This window comes from Micromonospora inyonensis, from assembly GCF_900091415.1.
Taxonomy (GTDB): domain Bacteria; phylum Actinomycetota; class Actinomycetes; order Mycobacteriales; family Micromonosporaceae; genus Micromonospora; species Micromonospora inyonensis.
Genome location: NZ_FMHU01000002.1, coordinates 312,613 through 334,965, shown reverse-complemented (window position 1 = coordinate 334,965; position 22,353 = coordinate 312,613). Strand labels below are relative to the sequence as shown.

The window sequence follows — 22,353 nt, the reverse complement described above, 5'->3', positions numbered from 1 at the left end:
GCCCTCCTACCACTCGACCGGCAGGGCCGAGGGGCAACGGGCGATCAGACCGGGCTTCCACGGCACCTCGTCCGCGGGCACGGCCAACCGGAGCTGCGGGAAGCGCTCGATGAGCCCTTCCAGGACGAGTTGAAGTTCCAGTCGCGCGATCGACGCGCCGAGGCAGTGGTGCGCCCCGTGCCCGAACCCCAGATGGGGATTGTGCGACCGGGTCAGGTCGATCTCCTCCGGATTGTCGAAGATCCTCTCGTCACGGTCCGCCGAAGCCCGCTGGAAGACCACGGTCTCACCGGCGCGAATGGTGACCCCGGCGATCTCGACGTCCTCGACCGCCACCCGGGGGAAACTGCCCACCGAGCGGAGCGGGATGACCCGCAGCATCTCCTCGATGGTGCTGTGCACCAGGCGCGGGTCGTCGCGCAGTTGAGCCCAGAGTTCGGGCTGGGCCAACAGCAGGTAGAGCACGTTCGCGATCATGCTGAGCGACGTCTCGTGGCCCGCCATCAGGATCCCGATGCCGGTCCGCAGCATCTCCGTCTCGCTGAGCCGGTCCTTCTGCTCGAACGCCTCGAGCAGGGTCGTGACGAGGTCCTCCCTGGGCTCCCGTCGGCGCTGCTCGGCGAGCTCACCCAGGTACGCCTCCAACTCGTTGCGCGACCGCTCGATCTCCTCCGGCGGTGCCCCGCTGGTGGCGACGAAGATGTCCGAGAATTGCCGGAACCGGTCCCGGTCGTCGTACGAGATGCCGAAGAGTTCGCAGATCATCGTCACCGGCACCGGAACGGCGAGGTATTCGACCGCGTCCACCGGGGCACCGTGCTTCGCCATCGCGTCGAGCTGCTCGTGCACCACCTCTTTGATACGCGGCGCGAGGGCGTCGATCCGACGTTTGGTGAAGGCACCGGCGACGACCCGCCTGATCCGGGTGTGCTCGGGCGGATCCATCGAGAGCAGGTTTCCCTTGCGCAGGGGCAACGGGGTCACCCGGGCGGTGTCCGGTTCGGTGGCCCGCAGCGAGCTGAATCGGCGGTCGGCGAGGAACTGCTTCAACTCGGTGTAGCCCGTGATCAACCATGCCTCACCCCCGTAGGGCATGCGGACGCGGGTGATCGGTTCGGTGCGGCGCAGCTCCGCGTATCGGGGATGGAGATCGAGCTTGCTAACCGGCCCGAAAGGGTAGGCGGGCGCTTCGGTGGTGTGGTCAGCCGTCATCGTGCCCCTCTAGCAGCAATCAGCGGGGTCGGCCCGCGCCGACCCCGGCGGGAACGAGGACGAACATGGATTGCCGGTGGCCGGTCAACGTCGACACGGTCGAGTGGCACGGCCTTGCGCCGACATGCATCCGCGCGTCCCCAGGTACCGCAGCAATCTACCAGCAACATCGACGAACATCCCAGGGTAAAGACCGCGACAGCGAGATTGCCGACATGTCATTTCAATCATCACGGACTATTTTTATGATCGATGCGAGTAGAGTCTTTGACCCAATCTGCCGGCATTTCGGCCGCCTTTGTTCGACCATCTATGGGCATGATCGATACGCCCGCGACAGGGCGGGCGTGACGACCCCGACGATTTCGGCGTTACATCTGACTCACCCGTGACGCGTCCGACGGCTTGCAGCTCCAGTGACAGGACCGGGCGGGGCAGACACACAGCGGACGGGTGTTCAGCAGTGCCCGGCCGGTGTCGGCGTCCGTGTCGATCCGGCCGTCGACCCCGAAGACCGTCCGGAGGATCGCGGGGGTGATCGTGCTCTCCGCCGCGCCGGTCGCCACGACCCGCCCCTCCTGGAGGACGACGACCGAGTCCGCGTAGGTCGCGGCGAGGTCGAGGCTGTGCAGCGCGGCCACCGTGGTCACCCCGAGACCCCGGACCAGCTCCATCAACTCCAGCTGGTGGCGGATGTCGAGGTGGTTGGTCGGCTCGTCGAGCACCAGCAGCCGCGGTTCCTGCGCCAGGGCGCGGGCGAGGAGGACCCGTTGCCGTTCCCCTCCGGACAGTTGCCCGACCCGGCGGTGCGCCAGGTCCACCAACCCGGTCTGCTCGAGAGCCTCCTCCACCACCTGACGGTCCACGGCGCGGAAGCGGTCGAACGTACCCAGGTGCGGCGAGCGCCCCAGGCAGACGGTCTCGAAGACGGTGAACTCGAAACCGGAGTGCTGCTCCTGGGCCAGCACGCCGGTGTGCCGGGCCGCCTCCGCCGCGGTCATCTTCCAGACGTCACGGCCACCGATCAGCATCGTCCCGGCGTCGGGGCGGTAGGCCCGGTAGACCGTGCGCAGCAGGGAACTCTTGCCACTGCCGTTCGGCCCCACGAGCGCGGTGAAGTCACCCGCCCGGGTCGACAGGCTCACCTCGCTGAGGATCTTCCGGCCACCCCGCGTCACCGACACCCCGTCGACGGACAGGTCCATCACATCTCCTCTCCGGCCAGGCCCCGGGCCCGCATGACCAGCAGGAAGAACGGCACGCCCAGGAACGCGGTGAGGATGCCGATCGGCAGCTCCGTCGGCGAGATCAGCATCCGGGCGGCGACGTCCGACCAGATGAGGAAGAGCGCCCCCAGCGTGACGGTCACCGGCAGCATCCGCTGGTGGTCGGCCCCGACGAGCATGCGGGCCAGATGCGGCACGATCAGACCGACGAACCCGATCCCGCCGGACACCGCGACCACCGTGCCGGTCAGGAGCGTGACCAGGATCAGCAGCTGACGCCGCAGGACGGTGGCGGAGACCCCGAGCGCCGCGCACGCCTCCTCGCCGAGCACGAGGACGTTCAGCCGCCGGCTCACCAGCATCAGCAACGCCGTGCCGACCAGGACCACCACGGCGGGGGCCCCCAGCGACTCCCAGCGCGCTCCGGAGAGGCCGCCGAGCAACCAGAAGATGATCTGCTGCTGGACCGCCGCGCTGTCCGAGCGGGTCAGCAGGAAGGAGGTCACCCCACCGAGCAGGTGCGCGCACGCCACCCCCACGAGCACCAGCCGCAGGGGCAGCAGCCGGCCGTGCTGCCGCGCCAGGATCAGCACCACGGCCATGGCGGCGGCCGCGCCGAGAAAGGCCGCCGTGGGCAGCGTCAGGGCGCCCAGCACGGCCAGGCCGGTGGTCAGCACGACCACCGCGCCGACCGACGCGCCGGAGGACAACCCGAGAAGGTACGGGTCGGCGATCGGGTTGCGCACCACGCTCTGCACCACGGCGCCGGAGAGCGCGAGCCCGGCGCCGACCACGGCACCGAGCAGCACCCGGGGGAACCGGATCCGCCACACGATCAGATCCGAGGTCGACGCGCTGTCCCCGCCGCCGGTCAGGTGGTGCAGAAGGATCCGGCCCACCTCGTCGGCCGGCACCCGGACCGGGCCGATGCCGGTGGCCGCGACCAGCGACACCAGCAGCATGGCGAACAGTCCACCGAGCACCACGGCGTACGGGACACGTTCCGGACGCCGGCCGATCCGCCGCTTCGCCTCCCTGCCGGGGGTGGCGGGCGCCTCCGCGACCGTCACGGCCGCCCCGTCCACAGCCCGGCCGCGAGTTGCTCCAGGCCGTCCAGGTTGAGCGGGGTCGGGAAGGAGACCAGGAACTGTGAGGTGCCGACGACCCGGCCCTGCCGGACCGCGCTCGTGTTGGCCAGAAGCGGGTTCGCCTTCACCTGCCGCAGCAGTTCCTCACCCTTCACCTTGGCGAACGGATAGTCACTGATCACCCAGATGACCTGCGGGTCCCGCTTGAGGACCTCCTCGGGTGAGACGTCCGCGTGCATCGACGTCACGTCGGTGAAGGCGTTCTGGCCGCCGGCCGCCTCGATCAGGGCGTGGGCGATCGTCACCGTGCCGGAGGTCTTCAGCGGCTGCCCGGCCACCGGGTTGTCCTGGAGGATCAGCACCCGCGGTCGGTCCGAGCGCCGTTTCGCGGCCACGGCCTGCTCCCGGGCGCGCAGTTCCCCGACGACCTGCCCGGCCCGCGCCTCGACCTGGAACACCTGGCCGAGGCGGGTGAGGAAGTCGTACGTCGAGGCGAGACTCGCCGGGGCGCCCTTCTTCTCGTCACCCAGGCAGGCGGCCAGGCCCTTGGCCCTCATCGTCTCCAGGTCGGCGTCGCTCGGGCTGCCCGGCGCCTGGCCGAAGCTGGAGAAACCGGTCAGCACGAGGTCGGGATTGGCGGCGGCCACCACCTCCGTGGGCGCCACGTTCCGCCCGAGCACGGGCAGCTTCTCCAGCTCACCACGGAAGGGCTGCTGGTCGGAGCCGAACGGGGCGGGGTAACCCGTTCCCACGATCCGGTCGGCCAGTCCCAGTCTCGCCATGGCCTGGGCGGCGTAGCCGTCGAGCGTGACCACCCGGCGCGGCGACGCGGGCACGGTCACGTCCCTGCCCTGACAGTCCTTGATGGTCACCGTGCCGGTCGCGCTGTTCCCGTTGTCCGGGCCGGTGCCGCCGCAGCCGGCCAGCACCACCACGCCGCTCACCATGACGGCCAGCCAGGAGGCGGTCCTCGGGAACCGGTGCCGCCGGTCGGCACCGGATGGCCGAGACCGACGCGCCCGTCCCACGCGAGGGAAAGGACAGGCTGTCCGCGCAGCTCGGGCGGCCCGCCTCCCTGCCAACATCTCAGTCATGTTCCGTTAGTCGCGCTCCGTACCCGGGAAGTTCCCGACGGTTGTGCGATCAGCATCGGACATACCAGTCCCGCGGCAGGAGGCGGGGACATTCAAGAATCTCGTGATCCTCGTGAACCAAATCCGGTAGCGGAGCGACTACCTTCAGACACAGCCCCCCGACGACCGCGTGGATGGAGCAGGAACGTGACGCAGAGCCGGGAGATCGCACCTCCGCCGAACGGACCAGCCGAACCGCGCCAACGCAACAGCTGGGCGGTCGTGCTCACCGCGGGTCTGATCTCCTTCCTCGTGATGTTGGAGATCAACGTCGTACACGTCGCGCTCCCCGTCATCCAGCAGGAACTCGGGACCACCCAGGGCGTGACCCAGTGGGTCGCGGTCGGCTACCTCCTGCCGGCGGTGATCCTGGTCCTGCCCTGTGGACGCTGGCTCGACCAGATCGACCGCCGGGCCGCGTACGCCGTCGCGGTCGGCGGTTTCGGGCTCACCAGCCTCGTCGCCGGCGCCGCCCCGGGGATCGAGGCCCTGATCACCGCCCGGGTCCTGCAGGGCGTCTTCGCCTCGATGATCTTCGCCATGGCCCCCGCCCTGGCCGCCCTCGCGGTACGCGCCGACGCGCACGGCCGGGCGATGAGCGTCATCGCCACCATGGGACCGCTCGGCGCGATCACCGGCCCGTCGCTCGGCGGATTCCTGCTCGACACGATCGGCTGGCGCGCGGCCTTCCTGGTGGTCGTACCCGTGTGCGCCGTGGTATTGCCGATCGGCCTCCGCACGATTCCCGCCACCGGCAAGGCGTTCCGGCTGCCGGACCGGGAGTGGCTGCTCGCCGCCGGACTGATCGCCGTGGCGGTCGGCGCGCTGCTGGGCGGTGTCACGCTGGCTCCGGACCGCGGCACGGCCTGGCTGCTGCTGTCGCTGCTCGCCGTGCCGGCGCTCGTGCTCTGGCACCGGTTAGGCACCAACCGGCCCGTACTGGACCTACTGCGCACGCGGGAGATCTCGGTCGCGACGCTCGCGATCGTCACCGGTTCGCTGGGGTACGCGATGCTGGCGTTCATCGTGCCGTTCTTCCTGCTCCAGGTGCTCGGCACGAGCGCTGCCGTCGCCGGCCTGACGGTGCTGGCGTACCCGCTGGCCATGGCGGTCTTCGCACCGGTCGGCGGCACCCTGGCGGACCGCTGGTCACCCGGGCCGGTGGCGCTCGTCGGGGCGCTCCTGGTGGCGGCCTCCGTGCTGCTGGTCCAGCCGCTCGACAGCGACTGGACCCCGGCGGACCTGGCCTGGCGGTTGGCGGTGGGTGGGGCCGGCACCGCCCTGTTCGGCGGGCCCTCCCAGGCCATGGCGATGCGGGCCGCCCCGCGTGCCCTCGCCGCCACCGCGGCGGGTGCTCTCCAGTCCGGGCGGATGCTCGGCTTCACCCTCGGTCCGGCCGTCGCGACGGCCGTCTGGGCCGCCTCCGACCACTCGGTAGCCGGCATGCGGAACGCCCTGACGACCGCGCTCGTCATCGCCACGCTCACCGCCGTCGTCCTCGCCGTGGGCCTGTGGCTGGCGGCCCGCCGTACCCGGCCCGCCGTGGCCAACCCGATCGAGGTGATGCCCGAGAAGGCGCTCGACTGACACCGCCCGGCACCTGTTTCCACCGTGGAAGGACACATCTCAATGGACGTGATCGGGGTCGGCTTCGGCCGGACTGGCACCCTCTCCCTACAGGCAGCCCTCGTGCAGCTCGGCTTCGACCCGTGCTACCACTTCAGCACGCTCTTCGAGGAGCCGGATCATGCCAAGTACTGGCTGGCCGCGGCGGAGAACGACGTCAGTTCCCTCCGGACGGCACTCGACGGTTACCGCGCGAGCGTGGAGTGGCCGGGGACCGCCTTCTGGCGTGAACTGATGCAGGAGTACCCGAACGCCAAGATCATCCTGACTACCCGGGACTCCGCAGCCTGGTACGAGTCGATGGAGAAGACCATCCTGAACGTGCTGCGGCGGGGCGAGGGGAGCACCGCGCTGGCGACCCACTTCCCGGACCGGCCCGCGGAACCACTCGTCCAGACCGCCACCCTCGTCGGGCACCGGGTCATCGTGCCGCGCTGCTTCGACGGCCGAATCGACGACCGCGACCACGTCATCGCCTGCTACGAGCGGCACAACGAGGCGGTCCGCCGGGAGGTGCCCGCCGACCGCCTTCTCGAATACCAGCCGGGTCAGGGCTGGGAGCCGCTCTGCCGGTTCCTCGGCGTGGCGGTGCCGGACAATCCGTATCCGCATCTGAACGAACGACCGAGCGACCTGCGCGGCCCCGGCCGCTGACCGTCCGGGCCGGATGGCGGGAAGCCGGCGGCGGGTCCGACGGATCCGCCGCCGGCCACGCCGGCCGGCATCCGGCGGAGCGGTGGATGATCGCCCGCCGCCGGCCTGCCGCCCGTTCCGCCCCGGCGACCGGTCCGTCGGTTCGGCCCCGAAAGCCCCTGGACGCACCGCCGCTGCGTCCACGGCCGATCGCCGCCCGTTCCCGGCGGTGACCGCAGGGTCTCCGTGGACAGGCGAACCTCCGCCCCGCCGGTCGTCCCCGGCTCCGGGTCACCCGCACCGGCGTGAGCGTGCCGGGGCTGCCGAGCCCCGTCCATGACGGGCGACTCCCGGCCGGCGGGACGCGACACACCTCGGGCAGGCGCCCACGTCGGCCACCCTGACAGCGGAACGTCGCCCACCGCGTCCGCCGGCGCGGCCGTACCGTGATCACCAGAGCCCGCTCCGGTCGGAGCCGGTGACGCCCCCGCGCAGCCACGGAGCCCCGAGCACGCCTCCACCTCTTCCCGGCGGCCGCCCCGCAGACGCCTGACGGTGATTGATGGCGAGATTTCCCGACACTGCCCGCATCCGTTTACATATTTGTATATTTCATTTTATATCGGGCAGTCGTTGATGACCTACAAAAGGTTCCCGCACACATCTTCCGCCATAGGAACATCGGACACTACAGACTCCGCCCCTCGGCACGACAGAAGCAGCTGCGCACGGCCCGCGCCGGGCCATCGTCACTGGACGACAAAAAACGCGTGCAAAATGCGGCAAAGACGGCGCGTCGAGCGCAACGTTGCCGAATGAACATTCACCTCAAGCCCTCGTGTGAAGATTCCGTCACCTCGATCAAGGTCATTAAGTGAGTGATTAACTCGTGATGGAGCGTTACATTTCCTGGGGGAAGCTCCACCCGACAGATGATCCGTCTGATCGGGTGGAGTCCACCCGCTAGATAGACTTGCGCCGATATCAGAGGAGATCGGATGCACAAAATCAAGCGGCGGACGTCGTGCAGCCACGACCTCCGGTCGAGGCGTCGCCCGCCGCACGGGGGCAGCACTTCGAACGGATGGGACGCCACCACGGCGACGCCAGGAACGGGGCTTTCCGCGGTCATGACCGCGCTCGCACATCCGACCGGTCCGACGCGGCGACACCCCTTCCGGCGCGCGGACGGGCAGGCCGAATCAGCAACAACGCCGCAGGTCAGGGCGCGTGCTCGCTGAGGACAGCCCGAGGCCGGACGCCGTCCGGCCAGCTGCTCTCCTCACCGCCGGGCCGATCTGCGGAGCATGCCTGGCCACTTCCTGGAGTCAGGAACAGGCGTGACCTACCGCATGTCACATCGCACCGACGACGCCGCAGAAAAAACCATTTCCCGAGCTGGGCCGAGCGCGGCCGGCGTCGCCCGTGACGTCGGTGACCCACGGGTGATCCGGACGAACACCATCCGCGCCGCCAGTTCCTTCCCTGGAGACATCGATGACCTCAGAAAAGCCGTATCCGCTCTACGGGCCGGAGTTCAAGCGCTGCCCGTACACCGCTTACCAGCAGCTACGTGACAAAGGCGAGGTCCATCCCGTCGAGTTTCCCAGCGGGGTGACCGGCTGGCTCGTCACGGGATACGACGCGGCGGTACGCACCCTGACCGATCCACGGCTCGGCAAGAACCACGACCTGGGCAACGACGCCTGGCGCCGGCTCGCCGCCATCATGCCCGAGCCGCAGCACTCGCAGCTCCAGGTCCACCTGCTGCACCAGGATCCGCCCAAGCACACGGAGATGCGGCGGTTGGTCACCGAGGCGCTCCACCCACGGCGTCTCGAGGCGCTCCGGCCGCGGTTCCAGGCGATGGCCGACGAACTCCTCGACGAGCTGGCGCCGGTGGGGCACGGCGACCTGGTCGAGGGCTTCAGCGCCCGGTTCCCGTTCCTGGTGCTGAGCACGGTGATCGGCCTGCCGCCCCACCTCGCGCGCCGGTTCCGGCGGGAGTGGTGCCGGGTGGTCCAGCCGGTCGGCCCCCGGTCGCCGCAGCGGGCGCACTACATCGGCCTTTTGCACGGCCTCCAGGCGTACATCGCCGACGTGGAGGCGGACCGGCGGGCGAATCCCGGCGACGACCTCCTCTCCAAGCTGGTCGAGGCCAACGACGACGGCCGCCTGAGCAACGAGGAACTCTCCTCGATGATCTTCCAGCTCCTGGTGGCCGGTCAGGAGCCGATGACCAACCAGATCAACACCGCGATGGTGGCCCTGCTGACGCATCCGGAGGCGCTGGAACGACTGACCGCCGATCCGGCACTGCTGCCCCGCGCCGCCGAGGAGCTGATGCGATACGACAGTGCCTTCGAGTTGACCACCTGGCGGTTCTTCCGGGAGGACAGCGACCTGTTCGGCACCCGGATCCCCGCCGGTGACTCGGTCATCGTGTCCCTGGCCGCGGCCAACCGGGATCCGGCCCGGTTCGAGCGGGCGGACGAACTCGACCTCGACCGCTCGCCCAACCCCCACATCGCCTTCGGGCACGGCATCCACTTCTGTCCGGGCGCCGGTCTGGCCCGTACCGAACTCCAGATCGCGCTGGAGACGATCCTCCGGCGCCTGCCGCACCTGAAGCTCGCCGCCGACCCGGACGAGCTGGGGTGGATCCCGGCCGTCCTCGGCCGGGGCGTGGAACGCCTACCGGTGACCTTCACCGCGACGCCCTGAACCGCCCGGATCCCGTCCGACGACCATCCCACGCGGCCGACGCCGGTCGGCCGTGCGCGAACGCGCGCGTTCCCGAGCTACCAGGCCACCCGCGCCTGGCCACCGACGACCGTCGGCTCGGGCCCCTCCCCTTCAATAGCGTGATGTCAGCTGGGAGAAGACCATGCCAAGCTCCACCCCCACCGTGCCGCAGGGCCACACCCTCGGCAACGACAGTGCCGAGCTGATCTCGAACGTCATCCTGCGGTTCCTCCTGCCGCACCGCCGGTCCGAGGCCGGCGAGCACGAGCACACCGACTGTTTCGCCGAGCAGCTCGCCGCCATCCGCCACTTCGTCGACCGGCAGGAACCGATCCTGTTCACCCTGCCGGCCTTCCCGTGCAAGTCGCCCAACCGGCGCAAGGTCCTCGGTCACCTGCCCGACATGGGGGAACTGCTCTCCCTGCAGTTCCTCAACCAGCTCTGCGACCAGGTCGCCAAGGTGCACACCCCCGGGGCGCGGATGCTGCTCTGCTCCGACGGGCACGTCTTCGGCGACCTGATCCGCGTGCCGGACGACCACATCACCCAGTACGGCGACGAGATCCAGGCGATGGTCGAGCGACACGGGCTGTCCCACATCGAGGCGTTCAGCCTCCAGGACGTCTACCCGGGACACGACTACGACGGCAAGCGCAAGCTGCTCACCGAGCAGTACGCCCAGTCGCTGGAGAGCCTGCGAGAGGAGGTCCGCTCCGACGACAGGACGTTGAGCCTCTACCGGGGGATCACCCGGTTCCTCGTCGAGGACGTCAGCGAGTGGCACGACAGCAAGGCCGCCCTCCAGCGGGACTGCCGCCAGCGCGCGTACGGCGTGATCCAGCGAAGCCGCGCCTGGGGCGACCTGATCGCCGACCACTACCCGGTGTCGGTCCGGCTCTCCATCCACCCGCAGCCCTGCGGGGCGGCGAAGTTCGGCATCCGGATGCTGGAGATCCGGGACATGTGGCTGACCCCCTGGCACTCGGTGGCGGTGCTGCGGACCGACGGCCGGTTCGCGCTGATGCCCCGGGCCGAGGCCGAGAAGACCGGCAAGCTGGTGCACCGGGACGGCCGGCCGAGCCACTTCGTGGTTGACTGCGCTGAGTGACCACTGTGGAGACCGGCTCGTGGCGTGACGACCGCCCGCTGGTCGAGCGCTACCGGACGATGCTGTTCGACCTGGACGGCGTGGTCTACCGCGGTGCCCTCGCGGTGGACCACGCCCCGTCGGCCATCGCCCAACTGGCCGGGCGCGGACGGGAGCGGATCTTCGTCACCAACAACCCCTCCCGGACGCCACCCGAGGTGGCCGCCCTGCTGGACCGGCTCGGCGTCCCGGTGCCGGCCTCGTCGGTGGTCACCTCGGCACAGGTCGCGGCGGCGATGGCGGCGGCCACCGTGCCGGCCGGGTCCCGGGTGCTCGCAGTGGGCGGGGCGGCGGTGCTGGCGGCCCTGCGCGAGGAGGGGCTGATTCCGGTCCGCACCGCCGCCGACGACCCGGTGGCGGTGGTCCAGGGGTCGGCCCCCGAGGTCGACTGGCGGCAACTGGCCGAGGCGTCCTACGCCGTGGCCCGGGGACTGCCCTGGATCGCCACCAACATGGACCTCGCGGTGCCCCGGGAGGGCGGGATGGCACCGGGCAACGGCGCGCTCGTGCACGCCGTGACGTTGGCCACCGGGCGGGTGCCGCTGGTCGCCGGCAAGCCGGAGCCGGCGATCTTCGGGTACGCCCGCCGACGCGGGCCGGGCCCGCACGTGATGGTCGGCGACGGGTTGACCACCGACGTCGAGGGCGCCCGGCGCAGCGGCCTGGACAGCGTGCTCGTCCTGACCGGGGTCACCCGCGTCGACGACCTGCTCGACGCGCCGCCCCCGCAGCGGCCGACCCACGTCGTCACCGACCTGCGCGGTCTCTTCCGGGCGCCGCCGCCGGTGCGGGGTGCGGACGACTCGTACGCCTGCGGCCCCTGGCGCACCCGCCGGCAGGGCGACGAGATCGTGCTGACCGGTGGCCCCGGGGACCCCGCCGACGGCGTCCGGGTGCTGTGCCACACGGTGTGGTCCGCCCGGGACGAGGGGCGTCCCGCCGTCGTCGCGGCCGACTCCCGGGACCTGCTCCGACCGCGACACCGGGAGAGCCTGGCGAACGTGATCTCGACTCGCGATGGAACCGGAGGGGCACGAGGAACGACTCCTACTCGTATGGCCTGAGTAGAGGAGTTCCGAATGCCCCGATGGTCCGGCCCGGCCGGCCTGGTGATCCGACAGGTGGGAGCGGCGGTGGCCGCCGTGGTGGCCGTGCTGACGGTCTCCGCGACCCCGGCCAGCGCGCATGCCCGCCTGGTGACCACCTCCCCCGCCGAGGGCTCCACCATCTCGACTCCACTGGAGTCGGTGGAGTTCACCTTCGACGACCGCGTCCGGGAACGGTTCGTCACGATCGTGGTGGCCGGTCCGGAGGGGCGGTCGTACCTGCGGGGCGCGGTCGAGGTCGACCAGTTCCGGCTGCGTCAGCCGGTCTACCCGCTTGGCTCGGGCTCGTACCGGGTTGCCTGGCGCGTGGTCGGCTCCGACGGGCACCCGGTCCAGGGCGAGTTCCGCTTCCGGGTGGCCCTGCCTCCCGGCCAGGAGCCGGCGGTGCTGCCGCCGGCCGAGGCGACGGCGGACGCCACCTCGCGCTCCGGCACGCCCTGGGTGCTGGTGGCCGGTGGTGGGCTGGTGCTGCTGGCGGCCGGCGTGGCCCTGGCCTCCCGTACCCGGATTCCCCGCCGGCCGACCAGGAAGCTCCCGAGGTGACCCGGATCGAGCAGCGCCCGGTCGACCCGCCGGTCGTCGTCCGGCGTGCCCCCGGCGTCGGCACACTCGTCGCCGCGACGGCGGCCGTCGCGTCCGTGGTCCTCGCCGTCGCGCTCTGGTTCGGCGGCGGCACGGACCGCGAGCAGATCCTCGGTCTCCCCGACGGCGGCGCGTTCACCGCGTGGGCCCTGCCGGTCGCCCGGGCCCTGAGTTACGTGGGGGCGGTCCTGACCGTCGGCTGGACGGTCGCCGCGGCGTTCCTCCTGCCCGGCCTGGACCGGCTCGTCGGTCCGGCCGGGTACCAGCTGATGCGCCGGGCGTCCTGGACGGCGGCGCTCTGGCTGGCGGCGACCGTGGTCGCGCTGCCGCTCACCGCCTCCAGCCTGCTCGGTAACCCGGTCGACCAGGTCACCGCGGTCACCGTGCTCAGCCTCGCCATGTCGGTGTCCCAGGGGCAGGGCCTGGTCATCGCGGCGGCCATGATCGCCGTGGTGCTCGCCGCGACCCGCTGGGCGATCACCCGTACCGGTGCCGCGGTCACCGCGCTGCTCGCCGTGGCGGCGACCCTCCCGGTGGTGCTGACCGGCCACTCGGCCGGCTCCGGCAACCACGCTATCGCGGTCAGCAGCGTCGGCGTCCACACGGCGGCGGTGGTCCTCTGGGTCGGTGGCCTGGCCGCGCTGCTCACCCTTCCCGGCACCCGTGACCTGCCCCGGGCGGCCCGGCGCTACAGCACGATGGCGCTCTGGTGCTTCGTGCTGATGGGGTTGAGCGGGATCGCCAACACCGTGATCCGGCTGTACCGGCCCGACGAGCTGTGGAGCACCCGGTACGGCGTGCTCGTGCTGGTCAAGAGCGTCGTGCTGGTGGCACTGGGTGCCTTCGGGGCCGCGCACCGACGGCGCACGCTGCCCCGGCTCGCCGCCGGTGGTGCGGGCGCCTTCCGTCGGCTCGCCGCGGTCGAGATCCTGGTGCTCGCCGGGATCGTGGCCGTCGGGGTCGCCATGTCCCGGGCCCCGTCGCCGGTCACCGTCGACCCGGCGGAGCCGGACGTCTACACCGAACTCCTCGGCTTCCCGCTGCCGGCCGCGCCGACCGTGGCCCGGCTGCTGGGGCAACCCGTCCCGGACGCGTACTTCCTGCTCATCGCCGTGATCGGCGGCGGCCTGTACCTCGCCGGCGTGCGCCGGCTGCGCCGGGCCGGCCGGGTCTGGCCGCCGGCCCGTACGCTCTGCTTCCTCGCCGGCATGCTGGTGCTGGCGGCGGTGACCTGCCTGGGCTTCGCCCGGTACGCGGCGGTGACCCACGCCCACCACATCGCCCAGCACCTGGCCCTGCTGGTGGTCGTCCCGCTGCTGGTCGGCGGCGGCGCGCCCGGCGCGCTGGCCGGGGCGACGCTGCGGTCCGGGCCGACGCCCGACCTCCACGGGGCGCTCGAGTGGTGGGAGACGCTGCGCCGCAGCGGCCCGGCGCGGGCCCTGGGTCACCCGGTCACCGCGGTGGCCGCCTTCGTGGCCTGCCTCTACCTGCCCTACTTCGCCCCGGTGTTGAGCTGGCTGATGCAGCGCCACGTGGGACACCTGGGAATGCTCACCGCGTTCTTGCTCGCCGGCGGGGCGGTCACCACGGTGCTGCGCCACCGGCCCCGCCGCGTCGGCGGGATCGTCCTGGCGCTCGACACGGCAGCGCTGCTGCTCTTCGCCCTCCTGGTGCGGCGCAGCGACCGGCTGCGCTCGGGCGAATGGTTCGACCTGGTGCGGACGGACTGGGCACCGGTGCCGTCCGTCGACCACCGGTACGCGGCCTGGACGGCTGCGGTGGCGGCGGTGGTGCTGGTGGCCGCCGGGCTCGCCCAGCTCGGGCGACCCGCCGCCGCGCCGACCGACGGCGGGCCCGGCGGGGCGAGCGGGACGGACGAACGGGGTTGACCGCACCGGCCTCCCGCAGGCGACGCGGGCGCGTCCCGCCGGGAGGCCGGTGCGGTGGCGGGGCGGTGCCGGTCAGCCCGGCTTGACGGCGGTGTAGACGCCGTAGTGCATGACGTCCTTGTCGTACGCCTGCTTCATCAGCGGGACGGAGTTGAGGAAGCGGAAGATGTCGGCGCCCTTGGCCCGGACCAGCTTCCACACGTACGACGGGTCACGCATCAGCGGCTTGACGATGTCCGCCGACAGCGCCCAGGTGGCCCGGACGTTCTCGGTCCAGTCGGCGGTCCGCACGTCGGTGTAGCCGAGTTCACCGCAGAGCCGGGCGTAGTGCTCCAGCGGCAGCACGTGCGAGATGGCGAAGTCCCGGTAGAGCCGGCGCAGCAGCTTGACCTCCTTCGGGTCGAGCCGGTCGTCGCGGCTGGTCCAGGTGGCCACCACGAGCCGGCCGCCCGGCTTGAGGATGCGCAGGTTCTCCGCGAGGTAGGCCCGCTTGTCCGGCATCAGCTCGCAGCTCTCCATCGACCAGACCACGTCGAAGGTGTCGTCCGGGTAGTCGGTGTGCATGGCGTCCAGCACCCGGAACGACAGCCGGTCGCCGACGCCGGCCTCCGCGGCCTTCCCGGTGGCCCGCTTGACCTGCTCGTGGCTGAGCGTGATGCCCTCGACGGTGCAGCCGAGGTCGGCGGCGAGCATCACCGCCGACGCGCCGATGCCGCAGCCCGAGTCGAGCACCCTCGCGCCCTGCGGGATGCCGCCGAACCGCATCAGTTCCTGGGTGGTACGCCGCTGCGCGACGTCCCGGGACACGTTCGGCGCGTCGAGGTCCCAGTAGCCGTGGTGGATGTGCTCGCCCCACAGGTCCTCGTAGAGGTCGACCAGCTTGTCGTAGTGGTCGCGCACGGCCCGGTGCAGGTCCTCGACCGAGCCCTCCTGGCTCATGCCGGTGTCGGTGGTCTGGGTGCTCACGTGGCGCTCTCCTTGTCGCGAATGGGGTGGGTCAGGCGCTGGGAACCAGGCGGGCGGCGGAGCCCCGGCCGGCGAAGTCGGTGACCTGGCCGACCAGGATCGTCAGCCGGCGCATCAGTCGGGCGTCGGCGCGGATACCCGCGTCCACGTCCTCGAGGGCGGCCAGCTCGATCGAGTTCACGCCGACGGCCATCGGCGTGACCCAGCCGCGTAGCGACGTCACGGTGGTGCGCAGCGCGGCGACCGCGGTGGCCGCGCCGTGCTCGCTCCAACCCACGGCGACCGATCCGACCACCTTCCCGTCGAGGTAGGCGGGCCGGTCGGAGGCCAGGTCCTCCAGGTGGTCCAGGGCGTTCTTGAGCAGGCCGGACATGCCGCCGTGGTAGGTGGGTGTCACGACGATCAGGCCGTCGGCCCGGCGCACCGCGGCCAGCAGTTCGGCGGCGGCCGGCCGGCGGTGCGTGGCCCCGGGCTGGTAGAGCGGCAGATCCAGGTCCGCCGCGGTGAGCACCGTGCAGCGGGCACCACGGTCGGCGGCGAGGTCGGCGCAGGCGCGCAGCACCCGCTCGCTCACCGACCCCGGCCGCAGCGACCCGCCGAGCAGTGCCAGCTCCACGCCGGTCACGGAAGCGATCCGGCGGCCACCATCCCGGCCACCTGGGGGCGCTGGAGCTTCCCGCTGGAGGTCTTGGGCAGGGTACGGGGGCCGACCACGACCACCCGTCCGGGACGTACCCCGGTTAGGTCGCTGACCGCGCGCTCGACGGCCCGGGCGGTCCCGGCGGACCGCTCGGGATCCCGGTGGTTCCTGCTCTCCACCACCAGCACCAACCGCTCGGTGCCGCTGCGCGGATCCGGTACGCCGACCGCCACCGCCCCGCCGGCCTTGACCCCGTCGGCGGTCTCCGCGGCCCGCTCGAAGGTCTGCGGCTGGTAGTTCCGTCCGGCCAGGATGATCAGGTCCTTGCTCCGGCCGGTGACGAAGAGTTCACCGTCGAGCAGGAAGCCGAGGTCTCCGGTGTCCAGCCAGCCGTCGCGCAGTTCGAGCAGCGGGTCGGCGGGGCCGTTGAGGTAACCGGTCATCATCGACTCGCTGGCCACCAGCACCCGGCCGACGTGCCGGTCGGGCAGGTCCACGTGGTTGGCGTCGGCGACCCGGACCTTGGTGCCGGGCACCGGGATGCCGGAGGAGACGTAGTGGTGGCTGTCCTCCTCCGACTCCGGGGCCAGCGCCCGGCCCTGCTCGGCCATCGCGGCCCGGGAGACCGGCTCGGTCCGGGGCGCGGTGCCGATCGGCGAGAAGGTCGCGGCGAGCCCGAGTTCGGCCATGCCGTAGCAGGGTCGCAGGTGCTCCGGGCGGAAGCCGAGCGGTGCGGTCGCCGCCAGGAAGTCGCGCAGCGTCGCCCCGTCGACCACCTCCGCCCCGTTGAACGCCGCCCGCCAGCAGCTCAGGTCCACCCCGGTCAGGTCGACCTTCCGGGCCAGCGCGGCGACCAGCCGGTACGCGAAGTTCGGCGCGGGCGAGATGGTGGCCCGGTACTGGTGGATCAGCCGAAGCCAGCGGTCCGGCCGGGTGCCGAAGGCCAGCGGCCGGATCAGCACCGACGGCAGGGAGAGCAGGAACGGCGTCATGGTGGCGCCGACCATGCCCATGTCGTGGTGCAGCGGCAACCAGCTCGCCATCACGTCGTCGGCGTAGAACGGCCCGCCGAGGCCGATCGCGGAGGCCGCCGCGAGCACCGCGCGGTGGCTGAGCACGATGCCCTTCGCCGCCGAGGTGGTGCCGGAGGTGAACTGGATGAAGGCGGGCTCCTCCGGTCCGGCCTCCAGCACCGGGTCGGCGACCACCCCGTCGCCGAACGGCGGGCTGATCACCGTGACGTCCAGGCCGGTGAGGGCCTCCACGGTGGCCTCGCGCAGTTCCTCGTCGCAGACCAGCACCTCCGGCTGCGCGACCGCCACGATGTGCCGGACCCGGTCCAGCCAGAGCTGCTTGCGGCCGGCGCTCAGCGGCGGCTCCAGCACCGACGGGACGGCACCGAGCAGCTGCGCCCCGAACAGCCCGGCCAGCAGTGGGGCGGAGGTGTCCAGGCAGAGGCAGACCCGGCCGCCCCGGCGCAGCCCGGCCGCGGCCAGGGCCGCGCGGGCGGCGTGCGCCCGGTCGAGCATCCCGGCCACCGTGATCCGCTGGTCGGCCTCGGACTCGTCCGGCAGGTAGTAGGCGACGGCGTCGGGTTGCCGGCGCGCCCGTTCCACGAGCGCGCCGGCCACCGTGCCGGCCGGGGTGAGCCGGGCGAGCCCGGCGGCGGGGTCGGGGGTGAAGCCCCGCCGGTCGGGGTGTATCGCGAGGTCGGTGCCTGTGCCGCTGTCGATGCTCATGATGGGCTCCGATGGGTGGCGAACGATCAGGGAATGACGAACGGGAAGTCGTTGCGACCCATCTCCCGGGCCGCGTCGATGACCGCGTCGCAGATGGCGTCCACGTCGGCGTCGGAGTGCGCGTCGCCGGTGTAGAACATCGGCATGCTCAGCGTGTAGACGCCACGCTTGCGCAGCATCAGGGTGAGCACGGCCGGGCCGAGCGGGTTGGCCGCCGCGCCGAAGTCCCGGTAGGTGTCGTAGGAGTCCCGGGCGGTGAAACCGAAGGTGCCGGCGAAGGCGCCGAATCCGAGCAGCCGCAGCGGGATGCCGGTCTCGGCGCGGAAGTCCGCCAGGCGGGACTGCACCCGGGCCACCTTGGCCTCGGTCCGCTCGTAGAAGGCCGGTCCGGCGTCGCGGAGCATGCTCAGCGAGGCGTACGACGCGGCGATCGACAGGTGGTTGCCGGAGTGCGTGTTGACCACGAAGGTCTTGCTGCCGATGTCGGTCAGCGGCATCCCGGAGGTGTGCGCCACCTCCAGCAGCTCCGCCTTGCCGCCGATGGCCGCCAGTGGCAGGCCGAGACCGGAGACGACCTTGCCGTAGCAGTGCAGGTCGGCGGGGATGTCGAAGTGACCGGCCGCGCCCGCGGTGCCGAACCGGAAGCCGGTGAGCACCTCGTCCAGGATGAACGGGACGCCGAGGTCCTTGCAGCGGTGCGCGACCTCGCGCAGCTCCGGGATGGTCTGGTCGGTGAACGGCCAGGACTGGCAGGCGGCGTCGGCGATGACGCAGGCGAGGTCGTCGGCGTACTTCTCGACCAGCTTGCTGGCGGCGGCCGCGTCGTGCGGCAGGATCAGCATCTCCAGCTGCGGCACGCCGGTGAAGGCGGTCAGCGGCTCGATGCCGTCCGGGCCGATCTCCGGGAACGGGTTCACCTTCGGGTGGCCGTGGGCGAAGAACGAGGTGTTGTGGGCGGCCACGTCGCCGGTGCCGTGCCAGCAGCCCTCGAACTTGGCGACCAGGCGCTTGCCGGTGTACGCCCGGGCCAGCCGGGTGGCGATGGTGATGGCGTCGGTGCCGGAGTTGAGCAGGGCGAACTTCTCGCAGTGCGGGACGAGTTCCTTGAGCAGCTCGCCGAGCTTGCCCTCCAGCGGGTTGAGGTAGCCGTTGCCGGTGCTGCGCAGCGCCTGCTCCCGGACGAACTCGACCACCTGCGGCGGGTTGTGGCCGAACAGCGACTGCCCGCCGAAGCCCAGGTGGGAGTCGATGTAGGTGTTGCCGTCGACGTCGGTGAGCCGGCTGCCCTGGGCCTCGGCCACGCCGAGCGGGAACATCGGGGCGTGGAAAGGCAGGAACACGTGGTTGGTGACCACGTGTTCCCGCACCTGTTCGGCCAACGCCAGGGAGTTCTGCTGCCGCTGGGTCAGCTCGGCGAAGAGGTCGCCCACCCAGGGCTGACTCATGACATCGGCTAGGATCTCGGCCGGGGTGCGGGTGTCGGGGGTGGTGTCGCTGGTCGTCATTGGCGTTGGCCCATCCGTGTTCGAGGGGTTGAGTGGTCAGGCCGGGAGCACGAACGGGAATCCGTGCTTGTCCAGCTCCCGGGCAGAGTCGAGGACGGCGGCGAGCAGTTCCTCCACGTCCGCGTCGCTGTGCGCGTCACCGGTGAAGAACATCGGCAGGCTGAGCGTGTAGATGCCGCGCTGCCGCAGCATCAGGGTCAGCAGGAACAGGCCGATCGGGTTCACCGAGGCGGCGAACTCCCGGTAGTCGTCGTACGACTCGCCGGCGACGAAGCCGAACGAGCCGATGAAGTCGCCGAAGCCGAGCAGCCGCAGCGGGATGCCGGTCTCGGTACGGAACTCGGCAAGCCGGTTCTGCACGGTGGCGACCTTGGCCCGGGTCCGCTCGTAGTAGGCCGGTCCGGCGTCGCGGAGCATACTCAGCGAGGCGAACGAGGCGGCCAGCGAGAGGTGGTTGCCGGCGTGGGTGGTCTGCACGCAGGTCTTGCGGCCGAGGTCGGTCAGGGGCAGACCGGTGGTCTGCATGTTGTCGATGATGTCGGCGCGACCCGCCACGATGGACAGCGGCAGGCCGAGTCCGGTGACCACCTTGCCGTAGCAGTACAGGTCGGCCGGGATGTCGAAGTGACCGGCGGCGCCGGAGAGCCCGTAGCGGAAGCCGGTGAGCACCTCGTCGAGGACGAACGGCACCCGGAGGGTCCGGCAGCGCTCCGCGACCGCCTTGATCAGCGGGACGGTGTGCTCGGCGTACGGGAACGACGAGGAGACCGCCTCGCCGAGCACGCAGGCCAGCTCGTCGCGGTGCTTCTCGATCAGGGCCAGCGCGGCGGCGGTGTCGTTGGGCAGGATCAGCAGTTCGGTCCGATCCGCCGGGGCGACGCCGGTGAGCGCCGGCATGGGCGCGATGCCGTCCTCGGTGACCTCGGGGAAGGGCTGCGTCGGGTGACCGTGGTACCAGAAAGCCGTGTTGTGCGCGGCCAGGTCGTGCACACCGTGCAGGGCGCCCTCGAACTTGGCCACCAGCCGGCGGCCGGTGTGCGCCCGGCAGAGCCGGATCGCCGCGTTGGTGGCGTCGGTGCCGGAGTTGAGGAAGGCGAACTTCTGGCAGTGCGGCAGCATGTCCTCGAGCAGGTCGACCAGTTGCAGCTCGGTCAGGTTGAGGTAACCGTTGCCGGTGGAGCGGCCCAGGTGCTCCCGGACGTGCTCGACCACGGCCGGCGGATTGTGCCCGAACAGCGCCTGCGCGCCGAAGCCCAGATGCGAGTCGAGGTACGTGTTGCCGTCGATGTCGGTGATCCGGCTGCCGGCCGCCTCGGCGACGACCAGCGGGAACTGCGGGGCGTGGAACGGCCAGAAGACGTGGTTGGACGCGGCGCGCTCCCGGACCTGGCCGGAGACCTCGATCGACTGGCGCTGACGCTCCCCGATCTCGGTGAACATGTCGATCACCCAGGACTGGGTGAGCAGGTCGGCGACCAGGTTCTCGGTCGGGTTGGGGGTGGCCATGGGCCGGCTCCGTTTCTCGGGTTTCTCGGTGGGCTGGCGGGGTCGGACGGACCGGGCCGTCAGAAGCGGACCAGGGCGGATTCCATGGTCAGACCGGGTCCGAAGGCCATCAGGACGCCGTACTCCCCCGGCTTCGGGCGGGAGGTGCGCAGGATCTGTTCGAGGATCAGCAGCACCGTCGGTGAGGAGCAGTTGCCCCAGGAGTTGAGGATCTCCAGCGACGGACGCAGCGCCGCGACCGGAAGTTCCAGCCGGTCGCCGACGAAGTCGATGATCTTCGGACCGCCGGGGTGGATGCCCCAGTGCGTGACGTCGCCGACCTCGAGGCCGTGCGGTTCCAGGAGCCGCCCGACGAACGGCCGGATCGTCTCGGCGAGGTAGAGCGGCACGTACGGCGAGAGCGTCATCCGGAACGCGTCGTCCATGACCTTCCAGGTCATCGCCGCCGAGGTCTCCGGGTGGGTCTCGGTGTGCGTGCCGAGGACCACCGGCCCCTCGACCGCGTCGACGTCGCCCTGCACCGCCTCCAGCAGCAGGGTGGCGGTGGCGTCGCCGAAGAGGCCGGTGACCACGACCTGCTCCTTGGTCGCCTCGGGACGCAGGTGCACCGAGCAGACCTCGGCGCAGGTGACCAGGGCGAGCTGGTCGGGACGGCCGGCGAGGGAGTCCAGGGCGACCTTCAGACCGTTGAAGGCCGCGTAGCAGCCCATGTGGCCGACGAAGGTCCGGCGCAGGTTCTTCCGCAGGCCGAACTCCTTGGCCAGCAGCATCTCCGGGGTCGGGCCGGCGTAGCCGGTGCAGCTGACGAAGGTGAAGCTGCCCACCCGGTCGGCCTCGACGCCGTCGAGCACCCCGCCGACGGTCTCCCGCCCCATGGCCAGGACGCCCTGCTCCCACGCCTCGATCCGGGCCTGCATGCCGGGCCAGCCGTCGCCGTAGTGGGCCTTCGGCGGCCAGAGCAGCCGGCGCTGGTTGACCTGGGTGCTCATGAAGAGCTTCTCGGCGTCCGGGACGTCGACGTAGAGGCCCTTGTAGAAGGAGTCGAACATCTCCCGCTGGGAGATGGCCGGGCCGGCCTGCGCGGTGCGCAGGCCGACGATCCGCGCCGGCCGTATCGGCTCCGTCGCCGTGATCATCCGGACACGCTCCCCGACTCCACCGCCTCGCGAATCGCCTTCACGAAGCCGCCGGTCACCTCGTCGCTCTCCTTCTGTGCGAACGGCTCGATCAGCACGACCACCACCCGCGCGACGTCGACGGACGCCTCGGAGCGGGTGTCGATCTCCAGCACCTGCTCCTGCGGGGTCGGGCCATCGGTGATCCGGAACGTGCCCCAGGAACGGAAGTTGGACTCGCCCACCGGCTCCCAGGTGATGGCGTCCGGGTCGGAGGTGTCGAACCGGGCGGTGTACTCCGGGGTGAACCGGACGACCCCGTTGGAGACCTCGGCGAGCCGGTAGTGGTAGAGGTCGTCGCCGACCTGGGACAGCTCCTCCACGCCCGGCATCAGCCGGCCGGTGCCGACGATGTCGAGCATCACCTTGCGCAGCTCGTCGCGGCTGGTGCGGATGACCGTGTCGCGCTTGGTCTTGGTCCTGATCCAAACCATG

18 protein-coding genes are annotated in these 22,353 nt (G+C 71.4%); 7 read left to right on the top strand and 11 right to left on the bottom strand.

Going from position 1 to position 22,353, the window contains the following annotated elements; all coding sequences use genetic code 11:
- Positions 1–6: 6 nt before the first annotated feature.
- The 4 genes from GA0074694_RS16590 to GA0074694_RS16575 all read right to left on the bottom strand — a co-directional run bounded on the left by GA0074694_RS16590 (position 7) and on the right by GA0074694_RS16575 (position 4,473).
- A complete protein-coding gene (locus GA0074694_RS16590; protein WP_091459555.1) occupies positions 7–1,212 on the bottom strand; it encodes a cytochrome P450 in 1,206 nt (401 codons plus the stop codon).
- A gap of 371 nt (positions 1,213–1,583) precedes the next feature.
- A complete protein-coding gene (locus tag GA0074694_RS16585) occupies positions 1,584–2,417 on the bottom strand; it encodes an ABC transporter ATP-binding protein (protein ID WP_091459554.1) in 834 nt (277 codons plus the stop codon).
- Positions 2,417–3,508, bottom strand: a complete 1,092-nt coding sequence (locus tag GA0074694_RS16580) for a FecCD family ABC transporter permease (RefSeq protein WP_218105718.1) — start codon at positions 3,506–3,508, stop codon at positions 2,417–2,419. The genes GA0074694_RS16585 and GA0074694_RS16580 overlap by 1 nt, the downstream gene beginning before the upstream one ends.
- Entirely contained in the window at positions 3,505–4,473 is a 969-nt protein-coding gene (locus tag GA0074694_RS16575) for an ABC transporter substrate-binding protein (RefSeq protein ID WP_176737975.1), read from the bottom strand. Before GA0074694_RS16575 ends, GA0074694_RS16580 begins: the two co-directional genes overlap by 4 nt.
- Before the next feature lie 333 nt (positions 4,474–4,806).
- On the opposite strand from GA0074694_RS16575, the gene GA0074694_RS16570 reads away from it, so the two are divergent.
- The 7 genes from GA0074694_RS16570 to GA0074694_RS16540 all read left to right on the top strand — a co-directional run bounded on the left by GA0074694_RS16570 (position 4,807) and on the right by GA0074694_RS16540 (position 14,387).
- Positions 4,807–6,246, top strand: a complete 1,440-nt coding sequence (locus GA0074694_RS16570; RefSeq protein ID WP_091459552.1) for an MFS transporter — start codon at positions 4,807–4,809, stop codon at positions 6,244–6,246.
- 42 nt (positions 6,247–6,288) lie between these two features.
- The gene (locus GA0074694_RS16565) at positions 6,289–6,939 is read left to right on the top strand and encodes a sulfotransferase family protein (protein ID WP_218105717.1); all 651 of its coding nucleotides are present in this window, start codon (positions 6,289–6,291) and stop codon (positions 6,937–6,939) included.
- A gap of 1,476 nt (positions 6,940–8,415) precedes the next feature.
- Complete coding sequence (locus GA0074694_RS16560; RefSeq protein ID WP_091459551.1) at positions 8,416–9,642, top strand: cytochrome P450 family protein; 1,227 nt, start codon at positions 8,416–8,418, stop codon at positions 9,640–9,642.
- A 163-nt stretch (positions 9,643–9,805) separates the two neighbouring features.
- The gene (locus tag GA0074694_RS16555) at positions 9,806–10,771 is read left to right on the top strand and encodes an L-tyrosine/L-tryptophan isonitrile synthase family protein (protein ID WP_091459550.1); all 966 of its coding nucleotides are present in this window, start codon (positions 9,806–9,808) and stop codon (positions 10,769–10,771) included.
- Positions 10,768–11,874 (top strand): HAD-IIA family hydrolase, encoded by a 1,107-nt coding sequence (locus GA0074694_RS16550; RefSeq protein ID WP_218105716.1) that lies wholly within the window; start codon positions 10,768–10,770, stop codon positions 11,872–11,874. The genes GA0074694_RS16555 and GA0074694_RS16550 overlap by 4 nt, the downstream gene beginning before the upstream one ends.
- 15 nt (positions 11,875–11,889) lie before the next feature.
- The gene (locus tag GA0074694_RS16545; protein WP_091459549.1) at positions 11,890–12,459 is read left to right on the top strand and encodes a copper resistance CopC family protein; all 570 of its coding nucleotides are present in this window, start codon (positions 11,890–11,892) and stop codon (positions 12,457–12,459) included.
- Positions 12,456–14,387, top strand: a complete 1,932-nt coding sequence (locus GA0074694_RS16540; RefSeq protein WP_091459548.1) for a bifunctional copper resistance protein CopD/cytochrome c oxidase assembly protein — start codon at positions 12,456–12,458, stop codon at positions 14,385–14,387. Before GA0074694_RS16545 ends, GA0074694_RS16540 begins: the two co-directional genes overlap by 4 nt.
- A gap of 72 nt (positions 14,388–14,459) precedes the next feature.
- On the opposite strand, the gene GA0074694_RS16535 is transcribed toward GA0074694_RS16540, so the two are convergent.
- From GA0074694_RS16535 to GA0074694_RS16505, 7 genes are read right to left on the bottom strand one after another with little or no spacing between them, the layout of a single operon-like run.
- Entirely contained in the window at positions 14,460–15,353 is an 894-nt protein-coding gene (locus GA0074694_RS16535) for a methyltransferase domain-containing protein (RefSeq protein WP_091459547.1), read from the bottom strand.
- Positions 15,354–15,384: 31 nt separating this feature from the next.
- Entirely contained in the window at positions 15,385–15,978 is a 594-nt protein-coding gene (locus tag GA0074694_RS16530) for an NADPH-dependent FMN reductase (RefSeq protein WP_176737974.1), read from the bottom strand.
- Positions 15,975–17,732, bottom strand: coding sequence for an AMP-binding protein (locus tag GA0074694_RS16525; protein WP_091459545.1), 1,758 nt, complete (start codon positions 17,730–17,732; stop codon positions 15,975–15,977). Before GA0074694_RS16525 ends, GA0074694_RS16530 begins: the two co-directional genes overlap by 4 nt.
- A 26-nt stretch (positions 17,733–17,758) precedes the next feature.
- A complete protein-coding gene (locus tag GA0074694_RS16520; protein WP_091459544.1) occupies positions 17,759–19,237 on the bottom strand; it encodes an aminotransferase class III-fold pyridoxal phosphate-dependent enzyme in 1,479 nt (492 codons plus the stop codon).
- Positions 19,238–19,273: 36 nt separating this feature from the next.
- Positions 19,274–20,743, bottom strand: a complete 1,470-nt coding sequence (locus GA0074694_RS16515; RefSeq protein ID WP_091459543.1) for an aminotransferase class III-fold pyridoxal phosphate-dependent enzyme — start codon at positions 20,741–20,743, stop codon at positions 19,274–19,276.
- Between the two features lie 59 nt (positions 20,744–20,802).
- Positions 20,803–21,879: a type III polyketide synthase gene (locus tag GA0074694_RS16510; protein ID WP_091459542.1), complete on the bottom strand. Its 1,077-nt coding sequence runs from the start codon at positions 21,877–21,879 to the stop codon at positions 20,803–20,805.
- Positions 21,876–22,352, bottom strand: a complete 477-nt coding sequence (locus GA0074694_RS16505) for an SRPBCC family protein (protein WP_091459541.1) — start codon at positions 22,350–22,352, stop codon at positions 21,876–21,878. The genes GA0074694_RS16510 and GA0074694_RS16505 overlap by 4 nt, the downstream gene beginning before the upstream one ends.
- Between the last annotated feature and the right edge of the window lies 1 nt (position 22,353).